This is a genomic window from Cytophagia bacterium CHB2, from assembly GCA_030263535.1.
Lineage (GTDB): Bacteria > Zhuqueibacterota > Zhuqueibacteria > Zhuqueibacterales > Zhuqueibacteraceae > Coneutiohabitans.
This window is the reverse complement of sequence record SZPB01000169.1, coordinates 1-13059: the sequence shown is the minus strand read 5'-3', so window position 1 is coordinate 13059 and position 13059 is coordinate 1. Positions and strand designations below refer to the sequence as shown.

Sequence of the window (13059 nt, the reverse complement as noted above, 5' to 3'; positions counted from 1 at the left end):
GGGGACAGTGGTGAGGTCTGTCCATACCTCAGGATTGGCTGGCCTTTTCAGCCAATTTTTGAAAAAGAACATGAAAATTTGCCAAACTACAGTTGATTTATTGTGACGTGAATTAAATTTTCAAACCTGTTCAACACGGTTTTTCCGCACAGATAGACAACAAGAACCGATACGTATGACTGCCGCGGTAACAAAAGAGCCGGCCGCCCTTCTGGAAAAAAAGCTGCACAAGGGTCAGCGCCATTTCACCTTAAACGAAGCCGCCGCATCGACGGGCTTGTATGTTGATGACGCGCGCAATGCGCTGGACGAATTGATCAAAAAGTATGTTTGCCGCCTGCAAGTCACGGAAAACGGCGATCTGATTTATGACTTCGGCAAAAACCTGCTGCGCCGCGGCGAGAAAACATTCGAAGAAAAAATGGCGCAATTGCGTGAACGCTTGTGGCAACTGTTCACCGTCATTTACAAGGCGTGGATTGCCGTTACGCTCGTGGTTTATTTCGTCCTCTTCGTGATCATCCTCATCGCGCTGATACTGGCGATGAGCGCCGGCAAAAAAGACGGCAAGGTGCGCGGGCCCTCGCTTGAAACTCTGGGCAATATTTTTGCTTCGATTTTTCGCTGGCGCACCAACACCGGCACGGTGCTGTATCGCACCGATCGCCGCGGTTATCCCTATCGCCAATACGAGCCGAGGCCCTCGCCGCTTAATGAGAACAAGAAAAGCTTCATCGCCTCGGTTTATGATTTCGTCTTCGGCCCGGCGCGCGTGGAGATAGATCCCCTGCACAATCAAAAAGAAGTTGCGGCCTATTTGCGCAAACAAAACGGTATCATCGTGACTTCCGAGCTGTGCGCGCTTGCCGGTTGGAATTTCCCACAGGCAGAAACTTTCCTCACCGATTGCCTGGTGCGTTTTCAAGGCGAGGTCAAGGTCAGCGATAACGGCGTGATGTACGGCCAGTTCGACGAACTGCTGCGCGGCCTGGACAAGGTGGAACCCTACAAAATCGTGCATTATTGGGATGAATATGAGCCGGACTATCAATTGGCCGGCAATTCCCCGGGACGCAACCTTGTCATTATCCTCATGAACGCCTTCAATCTCATTTTTGCATTTTACCTGCTGACTAATTTGCTTCCCGCACTCACGGCTCCGGGCGGTCCGGCGGACATGCTGCCCGGCTTGGGGGATTGGATTGCGGCGCATGATTTTGCCGCTTATCTGTTGCTCGGCTGGATTCCGCTGATTTTTTCTGTGCTCTTTTTTGCAATTCCGCTATTGCGCTGGTTTAAAATCTCAAAAGCGCGGCGGCAGCGCCACCGCAACAATATTCGCAAACGCTTGTTCAAGGCCATTTATCAGGAGAACGGAAATCCACAAACCGCGGCACAGATTCATCAAATAGTGAACACAGGTGCAAGGGAAGAACAACTCCCCGTGAGCCTCGTCGAAAGCGTGTTGCGAGAAGTCGCGCTCGATTTGCCCGGCGATACTTTGGTTTCCGCAGAGGGGCAGGTGCAGTATGCCTTTCCGCGCATCGGTTATGAGCTAAAGGAAGTGACAACCTTGCGCAGCCAGAGCCGGCGCGCCGAAACATTGGGCAAGATCATCATGGATTCTGAAAATTAAAGGGATAGCCTCAAAGTTTCTTGTTGACATTCGAAGGCCTGTTTTATATATTGGCGCTCGTTTTTAGAAATAAATAGCTCAAATCAAGCAATTAGGAAAATCATGGCACATCATTCCGCTGCAATTAAAAGCATTCGCCAAGATAAAGTCCGGCATGCGCGCAACCGCAGCCAACGCTCGGCGTTGAAAACATTAACGAAGAAGGTATTGGCCGCGACCGACCAGACAGCGGCAGAACAATCTTATAAAGAAGTATCTTCGTTGCTGGATAAGATGGCGCGCAAACGCATTATTCATCCCAATAAAGCGGCGAATCAAAAATCGCGCTTGGCGTTGTTCCGCAACAAACTGGCGGCCAAAGCCTCATAAAGCGAAGCAAAAATTTATCATCAATCTGAATGCCGGACGTGACGCAGCGCCTGGCATTTTTTGTTTTGGAAAAGGAGAACGGAGCATGAAAACCGTCGGCATCGTCGGTTGTGGCCTTATGGGGTCGGGCATTGCGCAAATCAGCGCGCAAGCCGGGTACAAGACGATTGTGCGCGAAGTGAATGACGAGTTGCTCAAAAAAGGCTTGGGCAAAATTGAAGATTTCCTGAGCAAAGGCGTGGCCAAAGGCAAGGTGACGGAAGAACAAAAAAAGTCCGTGCTCGCCAACCTTTCCGGCACAACGCGCCTGGCGGACTTGAAGTACGCGGATATCGTCATCGAAGCGGCCATCGAAAACATTGCTTTGAAAAAAGAGCTGTTCGGCGAGCTGGATCGTCTCTGCCCGGAGCAGACGATTTTTGCCAGCAACACCTCGTCCCTGACGATCACCGAGATGGCGGCCGCCACGAAACGTCCGGATCGCTTTGTCGGTTTGCATTTCTTCAACCCCGTGCCGCTGATGAAGCTCGTCGAAGTCGTGCGCACCATTGCCACCAGCCAGGCGACATTTGATGCCGCGTTTGCGTTTGCGAAAACACTGGGCAAAGAACCGATTGCCTGCAAAGACAACTCGGGTTTCGTGGTGAATCTCCTGCTCGTGCCGTATTTGCTCGACGCCATTCGCGCGGTGGAAAACGGCGTCGCTTCGATTGAAGATATTGACAAGGGCATGATGCTCGGGTGCGGCTATCCGATGGGTCCGCTCACGCTGCTCGATTTCGTCGGCCTGGACACGACGTACTACATCGCCAACATCATGTTCGACGAGTATCGCGAGGCCAAGTATGCGCCCCCGCCGTTGCTGCGCAAAATGGTGCTGGCCGGCCTGCTCGGCAAAAAAACCGGAAAAGGTTTTTATGATTACAGCGGCGAGAAACCGAAAGCGACAGATTTGGGATTGTAGTCGCCGCGGCATGGTTTATTTTCGATTACGCATGCCATGAGCCTCACCTCTCCGGACTATTTCGACGTCGTGCGCGCGGTCATCGATCTGCTTACCGAAGCGTTCGGCTACCAATATGCGCATGGCGCTAGCGCGACTTTCAATGCAGAACGCGCCAGCGCGCGCGACGTTCTGCTGGCCCCGCGCCTGCTCGCTGCGCTGCAATCGCTCAATCCCCAGTTGCGTGAAAATGAAGCAGCGCATGCGCTGTCCGAGTTGCTAGCGCCGCAAACGCCTTCCCCGCTTTCACGCGAACAACACATTCACCACAAGCTGATTCGTCCGGCGCCCGCAGTTGATCAAACGCAGCCGCGTTATTTTGCATTTGATGACCCCGGGCAAAATGATTTTTTGATCGTCGAGCAATTGCGCGTGCAGGGCCTCGCCGGCACGGAAGTGTTCGATTTGGTTGTTTTCGTCAATGGTATTCCGCTGGTTGTCTTTGAAGTAGGCGAACTCGGCGGCGCGGAAAAGAGTGTGGCGCGACTGCAAGCGCTGCAACGCGCGCCCGGTTTTCCCCGCCTGTTTGATTTCGCCCAGTTCTTCGCTGTTCTGCAAAAAAATGACGCGGTCTACGGCGCTCTCGGCGCCGTCGGGAAAAAGTTGCATCACTGGCGCGAGCCGTTTCCGCTGAGTTTTGAGGAATTGCGCGCCCGGCTTCAGCACTTGTCCGCACGCCCGAACGATCTTCCCACCTCCAGCGATCTGCTCGTTGCCGGGCTGTTGGCCCCGGCGAATCTTTTGGAGATGATCCGGCATTTCATTTTTTTTGAGCATGATGCCGGCGCCGTGCAAAAAAAGATCGCCTTCCATCATCAATTTCAAGCCGCGCAACAAGCTTTGCAGCGCCTATTGCCGTTAGATGTGAAAATGCCGGAGCGCGCCGGATTTATTTGGCATCCGCTGGGCGCGGGAAGGGCGCTGGCATTATGCGCCCTGGCGCTGAAACTGCGTCGCGCGCAACAGATGCCCGAAGCGACTTTATTAATCATTACGGAATGTGAAAAAGTGCAGCGCCAGATCGAGCAAACGTTTCAGCATCATGGCTTGCCGCTGCCGCTCACGGCGACGAACGCGCTGACCAAAATCGTGCATGACAAGAACGGCGCGACAATCATCACCAATGCCAAAACGCTACAAGATGAAATTGGCGCGCTGGCCCAATCTGCCAGTAAGCAGGCAGATTCTGCCGCGCCTCCTCTTTTGGTACTATTAGACGAAACGTATCGCGACGAAGGCTTGCACGAACAAATCCACCGTGCATTGTCGCATGCTGGTTTGATTGTTTTTATGTCAACCCTGCCAAAACCGGCTGGCGAACAACTCCAGCGCGATTACATTCACGTTTTCACATATCGTCAAGCGCAGCAAGAGGGTTTGCTGGTTCCTGCGAAGTATGAGCCGCGCTTGCCGGATTGGCACGTTTGGAAAGATCAACCGGCGCCGGCTCATGAACACGCAGAAGAGCAACTTCATCCAGATGACTTGCGCGCCGCCAAGGCAGAAGATCGCCTCGCGGCGATCGCGCAGGATGTGTTCGAGCATTATGAAGAAAATGTGGCTGCCAATGGCTACAAGGCCATTTTACTGGCTGTTGATGATGAAGCAGCGTTGCGATATTATGGCGAGCTTGTTGCGAAGCTGCCGCAGCGCGTCGCCGTGCTCACGGATTCTCCCAGAAATGAAGAAATCGCACGGGCTTTTTTCAAGCAAACCCCGGTCCCTGAAAATGTTATTCACCGCAGCCATTTTGACAACGGCGCTTTCGCAATTTTTATAACGAGCAAGCCGATACCGCTTTCGTCTGCTGCCCCGAATTTACAAACAATCTATCTTGATCAGCCGGCCAGCGAGCGACAGTTATTGCAACTTATCAATCTGACGATGCGCGTTTCCGGCGAGCACAAAACCTGCGGGTTGTTGGTGGATTACTGGGGGGTGACGCGCAATCTGCCGTTGGCGCTGCCGGCACTCAATGCGGCAGAACTGCGCGCGGTTCTCGCGCCCCGTTTTGACGAAAGTTCTTTTGCCGAATTGCAGCGCGCCCGGCTGGCAGTTCTGGGATTTTTTGACATGCATCTCTCGCGCTGGTCAACCGAGCCGTGGTTGCTGGCGTTGCAGCGGAGTGACACGCGCCAAGCGTTTGCCCGCGCCTGGCGCGCGTTTGGCAGACTTTTGGATCAATTGCTGCCGCATGCCGAAGCCCGCAAGATGCTCGACGACGCCAAATGGCTCGACGCTGTGCGGCAGGAAGCCGCGAGTTTTTATCTTGATGAGAATTTGTCGCGCGCCCACGTCAGCCCCAAAGTGCATCAGGCCATGGCAAGTTTTATCGCCGAGGTGCCGGGACTCAGCATCAAAGAATATGTTTCGGTTTATGCGGAATCATTTGACCAGGAAGTCAACAATCTCGCTTCACCGCTCGCCCAGATTGCGCGCGTGCAGCATGCGCTCTTGCACGAAACCGCCGTCAATCTGGCGCGCGATCCGGCGTTTTATGAGGGCTTGCAGCAGCGCACGCACCAGATTATGCGTGAACGGCAGCACGGCCTCAGTGATGATCAAGCAACTTTGAAAAAATTGTGGGTGGAGATTGTATGTTTGCGCGCCGGTCCCGCGGCGCAAGCGAACGCCCTTGGCCTTTCCGAAGAGGCTTTCGCATTTTTTGGCGTGTTGCAAAAATTCCTCGCGCCCGGCGCCGCCGAACAGGCGCAACACCGTGAGCAGCATCGCGCCATGGCCAATGCCATGCTGGCGGCGATTGCGCCAGAACTGGCAATCGTGGATTGGAATATGAAAGAAAGCGTGCAACGCGAAATGCGGCGGAAACTCAAACAAATTTTGCGTGAGGCCCGCTGTCCGAAGCCGACGTTAGAACCGCTCACCGCTGCATTGCTGCGTCTCATTCACGCGCGTTTTGGCAAGCTGGCCGTTTATCGGTAAAAAAGAATGGCTGCCGAAAAACGGCAGCCCAGTGATTATTTCCTTCCGCCTGAAATAAGACAGGCCTACAGCCCCAACAGCAATCCCACACTGATCATGTAGAAATCGCTGTCCAGGTTGGCGCTGCCCGGCAGCGCATCGAAATTGTAATCGAGAAAAACGTAACGAATATCAGCCGTCAGCGTGGAACTCTTGCCCACCGGCAAATCAATGCCGCCGCCGAAGTGCCAGCCAATTTTTTGCGTGGTTTCATCATCGAGGTTGGCGTAGCCCGCCTTGCTCTGATCATAATCGAGCGTGGTGTTGTACCAGCCGGTTCCAATGGTGCCGTGCACGAGCGGCAGCGGATAGATCAACGCCGAAGCCTGCACCGGCCAGCTCCGCACCGTCAAGGCGCCGTCGGAATATTTTTCTCCACGATAGTTGATCGCGCCTTCGATTCCCAGCATCGACGAGAGCTTCAGGCGCAGCGCAGCGCCGGCCATCAGCTTGCCGTTATCTGCATCTTTGGCTTCTTGATAGCCGACTTGCGGTCCCAGCTTGATGCTCTGCGCGCCGGCCTGGCTTGCGATCAACAGGGCAACTGCAATAACCAAAATTATGTTTTTCTTCATATGAACTCCTCGTTCAAAATAGTGTTGTGTGTCTGTGTCGAAATCGGGAGACTGCCCGCGCGGCGGTTTTGGGGAGACAGACACGTGTCATGCGAAACGCGCCGGGCTGCACTCCAGAGGCGCGGCAATTTAAAAATTCCCGCCTGTCTTTGCAACAACGTTTTGCCGCGCCGCCGGCTATTGCGCCAACCTGATTTTGGCTTGTTCGAGCCGAGCGGCCATTTTTTGAGCGCGCAGCGTTAGCCGGTCCAATTCTTTTCCGATTTGTTCGATTTCATCCTGTTGCCGTTGTTTCGCGCGTTCTTCCTGCTTGCTATAAGCGCCGGCCACGATAAATAAAAGAATCATCACAAAAATTATGATCCAGCCTGTTCGTTTCATGATTCATGCTCCTGCTTCAAAACGTTATGCCGCCGCCCAACACCAATTGCGTTTCATCCATCACCATCACTTTAACTTGTAAAAATGGCGTTGCCGGACCGCGACCAAAGCTCGCGCCCATCAACAGATTCAGCCCGACGTCATTATTGCTGAAGTCTTCGAATGAAAAGCGACTCAATCCCAGACCGCCGCCGAGCCAGAGAACCGTGCTGCTGCGCCCGGGCAAATCATAAAGAAAATCGGCATTGATGGTGTAGAGCGAGCCTTGTTCGATCAACACATACTCGAAATTGGGGGCGAAGCGCAGATTGCGTTGCATCCGGTGCGCCAGATGTGCGCCGACAAAAGCCTCATCTTGATCCAAATAAACGCCGCCGCGCAAGCCCAAGCGTGTTTGCGCCTGCGTCTGTTCGGCCAGCGCGAGACAAAGCAGCGCCGCCACTATGAAAAACCTGGATGTGATTGTCATACTTCTCCTCCGTGGTAAAATGATTCGACGTTCCGGCGATGCGCCCGCAGCAAATCCACAAGCTGGGGCGCAGTTGAAATGATCTTCCGTCCCTGGTCGTGCGGCACTTCCGTTTCCGCAATGAAGATCAGCCGGCTTTTATGATAGTCTGAAAAAAAATCCGTGGGCAATTGTGCGCCGTTCCAAAATAAAACGACTTTGCCGATGAAACGTTTGCGATGATCCATAGGATTTGCCTCGGCTGCGCGTCGCGATCATGATCATCCTAGAAAAAAACGGCTCGCCCAATGCGTTGTTGGCGCAAGGGGATGATGTCCCGAGGCGGGCGAGCCGCTATTCCTGTCCTGTTCGTGAGCGTCCTGTTGTTGCACAGCAATCCAAACGTCATTCCTGAGTTACGGTTCCTGAATCAAAAACCTTTTGCTGAACCCCTTGGAAAAATTTGAATAACTTCCCGGGTTCGTGCATTCCGTTTTGCATCCCGCAAAGCCGTGCGAACATCTGCTGAAAAGGCAAGGGCAATGCCAGGAAAATGGCCGTTATTTTCAAAATTTGTAAAAGCCTAATAATATGGAAATTGGGGCATGAAAGACGGGGGCTTGATTTTGGCCGTGGAAAACAAAGCAAAAATCTGATGATGTAAAACTTGCGAGGTTGGTGAAGATCGGGCTATAAAATTTTCATCATGAAAAGAGGAAAATACTGCGGCGATTTTTCAATCGTAAAAAGCCGAAATGACCTCTGTTTTGGTCGAAGCGCTGCCGCCTCGATTGCAGACACGCGTGCTGTTATCTTGAAAAGTATATCCCACCCTGTATGTCATCCAGAAGGGGAGTGGTGAAGTTGCAGGCATTATGCCGAGTACTTCACAAGAATCACCTGAATGACATTTCGAGGTGGTGCTCCTACAAATTAGGGAAACAGCCCACTAGAAATCTATGCCGCATTTTTTGATGATGCCGTGGGCGCGATCTTGTGTTTATGCAAATCCGCAACCTTGCCCCTCTAGTCGTAATATATCCATAACTTTTTAGGCCAGGCTTAACATTCCTCGCGGTAAACGTCTCGCCAAGGATACGGCGCCTCATGACCAGGGAAGCTCCTGCGGTTTGCCCAAAACCTGTTACAGTTTTATCGAATTTTAAGCATTCATCAGCCTAAAAGTGACAGGTTGCATCACTTTAATCCACTTTATTGATCATAGGAACGCTGCTATGAGACTGCATTTCATCCGCGCTGTCTTGATCTTGAGTTGGCTGTGCATCAGCGCCGCTTTTCCGCAAAGCTGGAGCAACGAGATTGATTTGGGCGCCGGCTCGACGCCTGATATGGACATCGATCCGGTCACCGGTAAAATCTTCGTCGTTTATCATGATGAAGGCTTGGTATTGGTGGAGTTGAACGCCTCGGGCGCCATTGTTAAGAAAGAAAACGTCAGTGTTGCCACGGCTGACAAGGAAGGCGGTTTTCGATTTGGCGCAACGGTGGCAATTGACCCCACCACCGGATTGCCGCATATATGTTTTCGCGAACCTTTGGGCGGTGATTTTTACAGCATTCACTACACCCGCAAACGCGCCGACGGGAGTTGGACCGGCCCGTTAGAAATCGCCACGAATCTCAGGCGCGCTTACAGTGTGCGCATGGAAGTCGACAGCAAAGGCGTTGTACATGTCGTTCATGGCTTTGCAACGGAAGACGTTTTTGGCGAGGCCATGTATATTCGCATCATCAACGGCGCCGAGGATAGCTTTATTCCGGCTCTCGGGCCGTATCGCGTCGACGATCGCGTGGAAATTGCCGTAGGCAAGGACGATGTGTTGAACATCGTCATCAACCGCCCGGACGATCTTGATAGCGGCGGCCCGGTGTCGTACTATCGCTCGACCAACGGCGGCAATAGCCTGAACAAAATTGGAAGCATTCACTACGGCGGCGCCGGCGGCCGCAACGGCAACGGCGATGTTTTCGCAGATCAATCCGGCAACGTTCACTTTGCTTATGGCTCCGCGCGGGATCAGGCGCGCAACGGCGCACAATCCGTGCGCTATGCCCGCTACCGGGACGGCAGTAAAGTGCGCGACGTGGCGGTTTCGGAGCAAGGCGAGTTGCGAGATTGGCATCAAAACTTGGGCGTTGGTTCGGTGGCGGCAACCAATGATGGCAAGAAAATCGTGCTCGCTTACAATCTGGGCGACGGTGAAGCGCTTTTTGCTCGTCTGTCCACGGATGAAGGCCAAACGTGGGGCGCGCGGCAGCAACTGGCCAGCCAATCCGGCGGGTCGGAGTCGCGCGACAAACATGTTGTGCGCGCTGCCGGAAATAACTTTTATGCCGCTTATCCGTCGTTCGGTAAAGTATATTTGCGCACGCTGCGCGCCGGCGGCGCTCCGCCGGTGGCGAATGCCGGCGGCCCGTACAATGGCGCCGAAGGCTCGCCGATTACCTTCAATTCTTCCGCTTCGACCGATGATGGGCAGATTGTAAGATACCGTTGGGATTGGACCAGCGACGGCGTATTTGATGACAGCACCAACACCCCGCAGATTCAGCATACCTACCCCGATGATTTCACCGGACAAGCCACGCTGGAAGTCGTCGATAATGAGAATGACCGCACTCGCGTGAAGGTGCAAGTCACTGTTGCCAATGTTCCTCCGGTTGCAGATGCCGGCGGCCCGTATGTCGCGTTGCTCAATCAACCCGTGACGCTCACCGGCAGTGCGACAGATGCCGGCGTGCTGGATACTCACACGTTCCGATGGGATTTGAATAACGACGGCACGTTCGATCTGGACGGCAAATCGGTAACGGTAACGTTTGATACTCCCGGCAAAAAACGTGTGCGCGTGCGCGCGATTGACAACAACGGCGGCGTATCTTCGGACACGGCTTCAGTGAATGTCGGCACCGGTGCGCCGACGACAACCAAGATTCCGAATCAAACCGTGGCAGAAGGCACGCCGTTTACGCCCATCGCGTTGGACAACTATGTGACGGATGTCGATAATACGCCCAACCAAATCAGTTGGAGCGCATTCGGCAACACCAATTTGATCGTTTCCATTGTTAATCGCATTGCCACCATCGCGCCGGCAGATTCGGAATGGGCCGGCGCGGAAACCATTTCATTTATCGCCAAGGATCCTACGAATAAAGCGGATACCACGACCGGACGATTTACGGTTACGGCCGTTAATGATCCGCCGCGCCTCAGCACCATTCCGGCGCAACGCAAAGGCGAAGGCAAACCGTTCGACCCGATTACGCTTGATGATTATGTCTTCGATCCCGATCATCGCGACAATCAGATTTCGTGGAGCACCAAACCCAATGCGTTTTTCAATGTGACCATCGCCAATCGCATCGCGACGGTTGCGCCGGCGGATTCGGAATGGGCCGGCGTCAGTTTCATCACGTTCGTGGCAACCGACCCGGGAAATGCAATTGACAGCGTGCGCGCGCGTTTTACCGTTGACCCGGCCAACGATCCGCCGCGGATTGCCGCCATTCCCGAGCAAACAATCAAGCGCGGTGAGACCTTTGCGCCGCTCAATTTTGCTGACTATATCAACGACCCGGATGATCCGAAAGATAAGCTGAGGCTCACGGCCACCGGCAATCGCGAGCTAGCCGTTTTTATCAACGGTTTGATTGTGACGATCTTGCCGCCCAATGCCAGTTGGCTCGGCAGTGAGACAATTAATTTTACCGTGCGGGATACTTCCAACGCGGCAGGCACGGTTGCGGTGAAATTCACGGTGCGGGATTCCAACTCGCCGCCGCGCTGGCAGAATGCGGTCAATTATTCCTTCAACGAGGATGATACGTTGCGCATTCCATTGGCGGATCTGCGCGCCCGCGTTAAAGATGATGAAGATCCCGCGAATCAATGGAAATTCTCGTTGGCAGGCAACACCAAAATCAAATTCCGCAACACCAACACCACATTCAATCTGTTTGCTGAGCTGGATTGGCACGGAGTTGAAAGCGTGCAGCTTGTGGTGGATGATGGCAAGGGTATGAAAGACTCAGTGGCAACGCAAGTCACCGTGGTTTCCATTCCTGACCCGCTGCGCGCCTTCCGCGTGCTTTCGCCTATCGGCGAGTTTTACTCCACGCGGCCGGCCAGCATTACCTTTGATTGGGAAGACACCGCCGATCCGGAGAACCCCGGCAGCACGATCAACTATCTCTGGTTGCTGAGCAAGAATGCAGACTTCAGCAACATCATCAAACAAGTGCAGCTTGCAAACAAAAGCGAGCATGACTTGCAGCTTGACAATAGCATCGAAGGCGGCTTCCATTTTTGGAAAGTTATTGCCTCGGGCGCGACCGGAACGTTCGTCGAATCCTCGAATTTCGGCTCGTTCACCGTTCCGCCCGCGACTTCGGTCGGCGAAACGAACGGCAGCATTCCTGAAACGTTTGGCTTGCGTCCCAATTACCCGAATCCCTTCAACCCGCAAACCAACGTCGTGTTCGATCTGGCGAAACCGGGACATGTGCTGGTGACGATCTACGGCGTCGATGGCAAAAAGGTCGCAACACTGGCCGATCGCGAGTTTCAAGCCGGACGCCATACCATGAGATGGGAGGCGCAAGGCCTGGCAAGCGGCACGTACTTTGTCGAATTGCGTGTGACAAACGCCGGTAAGCTGTTGTTTGAAGGAAGGCAAAAGATGTCGTTGTTGCGGTAAAAGCAGGTTGACTCTAACAAAAAAGCCAATCCCGAGAAACGGGGTTGGCTTTTTGTTTTAGAGAATTCTGTTCGACGACGGCTTGGCCGTTGCCTTTGTTTTTAATGCAGTCACCGCGTAGATGGTTCAGCGTTAGGATTTCAATTCCTCAGCCAGCTTGAGCATTAACTCCTCCACACATTCATGCAAGCTCTGGCTAATCGCCTGCACCACGCTCACCGGCAAGCGTTTCTCTGCCGGCGTTTCACAGTCAAAATCGCCGCGCCACACCAAACGCCGCGACGACGCCTCATAAAGCTCAACTTTGAACGCGACCTTGCCGAACCATTGCTCGCCGCGATCCCATTCCTCAAAAGCCAGAATCTTGCCGCGCAGGATATAATCGACGTGCGTTGCAGAAGGAACGGAGATCACATTCTTAAAAAGCCGTTTGCCGTCGATCTGGCGAATGATCTCATCGGTAACCAACTGCGCCGGGCGCGCGGCCCAGCGGCGATAGTGATCGTATTTGACTTCGACCGGCGATTCACGGTAGATCAGGCGATCGTCTTCGTAAATTGTCTCAGCCTTAAATTTTTCGACGCCTAAGACGGCCGCCAAGGTGCCATGATTATTCCCGGTAGTTTCTACGGGTGTAATTGGCGCTTTCGCCAGCGTGTAATAAAACGTTTGCGGCACACCGCCGCAAGCAAGGAGCAAGGGGCAAAGGGCAAAGGGCAGGAATTGAATCCGACATGGCAGGAATCGTTTGAGATGCAAAAATCCCGCATCTGCTTTCGAAACAAATTCGTCGAAAATCATTGCAACGTGTATCCTTTTTAGGGCTTCTTCAATTTTGCATTCGCATCACTGCTGTCCGGTTAAAACTAGAAAGCCACCAAAGCAACTACGATTTTGACTAATATTTATAGGGTCAAGATGCGATTCTATGCTTTGGCATTATT

The 13059-nt window shown here is 53.4% G+C and carries 10 protein-coding genes; 5 read left to right on the top strand and 5 right to left on the bottom strand.

Features of this window, described 5'->3' with window-relative positions:
• The first annotated feature begins 175 nt into the window (after positions 1 to 175).
• The 4 genes from FBQ85_16470 (at position 176) to FBQ85_16455 (ending at position 5951) form a co-directional block, all read left to right on the top strand.
• Positions 176 to 1636, top strand: a complete 1461-nt coding sequence (locus FBQ85_16470) for a hypothetical protein (GenBank protein ID MDL1876741.1) — start codon at positions 176 to 178, stop codon at positions 1634 to 1636.
• 102 nt (positions 1637 to 1738) lie between these two features.
• A complete protein-coding gene (rpsT, locus tag FBQ85_16465) occupies positions 1739 to 2005 on the top strand; it encodes a 30S ribosomal protein S20 (protein ID MDL1876740.1) in 267 nt (88 codons plus the stop codon).
• Between the two features lie 85 nt (positions 2006 to 2090).
• Entirely contained in the window at positions 2091 to 2969 is an 879-nt protein-coding gene (locus tag FBQ85_16460) for a 3-hydroxybutyryl-CoA dehydrogenase (protein ID MDL1876739.1), read from the top strand.
• Positions 2970 to 3005: 36 nt separating this feature from the next.
• Positions 3006 to 5951 (top strand): DUF3387 domain-containing protein, encoded by a 2946-nt coding sequence (locus FBQ85_16455; GenBank protein ID MDL1876738.1) that lies wholly within the window; start codon positions 3006 to 3008, stop codon positions 5949 to 5951.
• A 65-nt stretch (positions 5952 to 6016) separates the two neighbouring features.
• On the opposite strand, the gene FBQ85_16450 is transcribed toward FBQ85_16455, so the two are convergent.
• The 4 genes from FBQ85_16450 to FBQ85_16435 all read right to left on the bottom strand — a co-directional run bounded on the left by FBQ85_16450 (position 6017) and on the right by FBQ85_16435 (position 7642).
• Positions 6017 to 6565 (bottom strand): porin family protein, encoded by a 549-nt coding sequence (locus FBQ85_16450; GenBank protein MDL1876737.1) that lies wholly within the window; start codon positions 6563 to 6565, stop codon positions 6017 to 6019.
• A 177-nt stretch (positions 6566 to 6742) separates the two neighbouring features.
• Positions 6743 to 6946 carry a hypothetical protein gene (locus tag FBQ85_16445; protein ID MDL1876736.1) on the bottom strand — a complete coding sequence of 68 codons (204 nt, stop codon included), beginning with the start codon at positions 6944 to 6946 and terminating at the stop codon, positions 6743 to 6745.
• A gap of 16 nt (positions 6947 to 6962) precedes the next feature.
• On the bottom strand, positions 6963 to 7415 hold the full coding sequence (locus tag FBQ85_16440) for a hypothetical protein (GenBank protein ID MDL1876735.1): 453 nt from the start codon (positions 7413 to 7415) through the stop codon (positions 6963 to 6965).
• A complete protein-coding gene (locus FBQ85_16435; protein MDL1876734.1) occupies positions 7412 to 7642 on the bottom strand; it encodes a hypothetical protein in 231 nt (76 codons plus the stop codon). Before FBQ85_16435 ends, FBQ85_16440 begins: the two co-directional genes overlap by 4 nt.
• A 987-nt stretch (positions 7643 to 8629) precedes the next feature.
• Here FBQ85_16435 and FBQ85_16430 point away from each other — a divergent pair.
• On the top strand, positions 8630 to 12115 hold the full coding sequence (locus tag FBQ85_16430; protein ID MDL1876733.1) for a PKD domain-containing protein: 3486 nt from the start codon (positions 8630 to 8632) through the stop codon (positions 12113 to 12115).
• Between the two features lie 132 nt (positions 12116 to 12247).
• On the opposite strand, the gene FBQ85_16425 is transcribed toward FBQ85_16430, so the two are convergent.
• Positions 12248 to 12916 carry a hypothetical protein gene (locus FBQ85_16425; protein MDL1876732.1) on the bottom strand — a complete coding sequence of 223 codons (669 nt, stop codon included), beginning with the start codon at positions 12914 to 12916 and terminating at the stop codon, positions 12248 to 12250.
• Between the last annotated feature and the right edge of the window lie 143 nt (positions 12917 to 13059).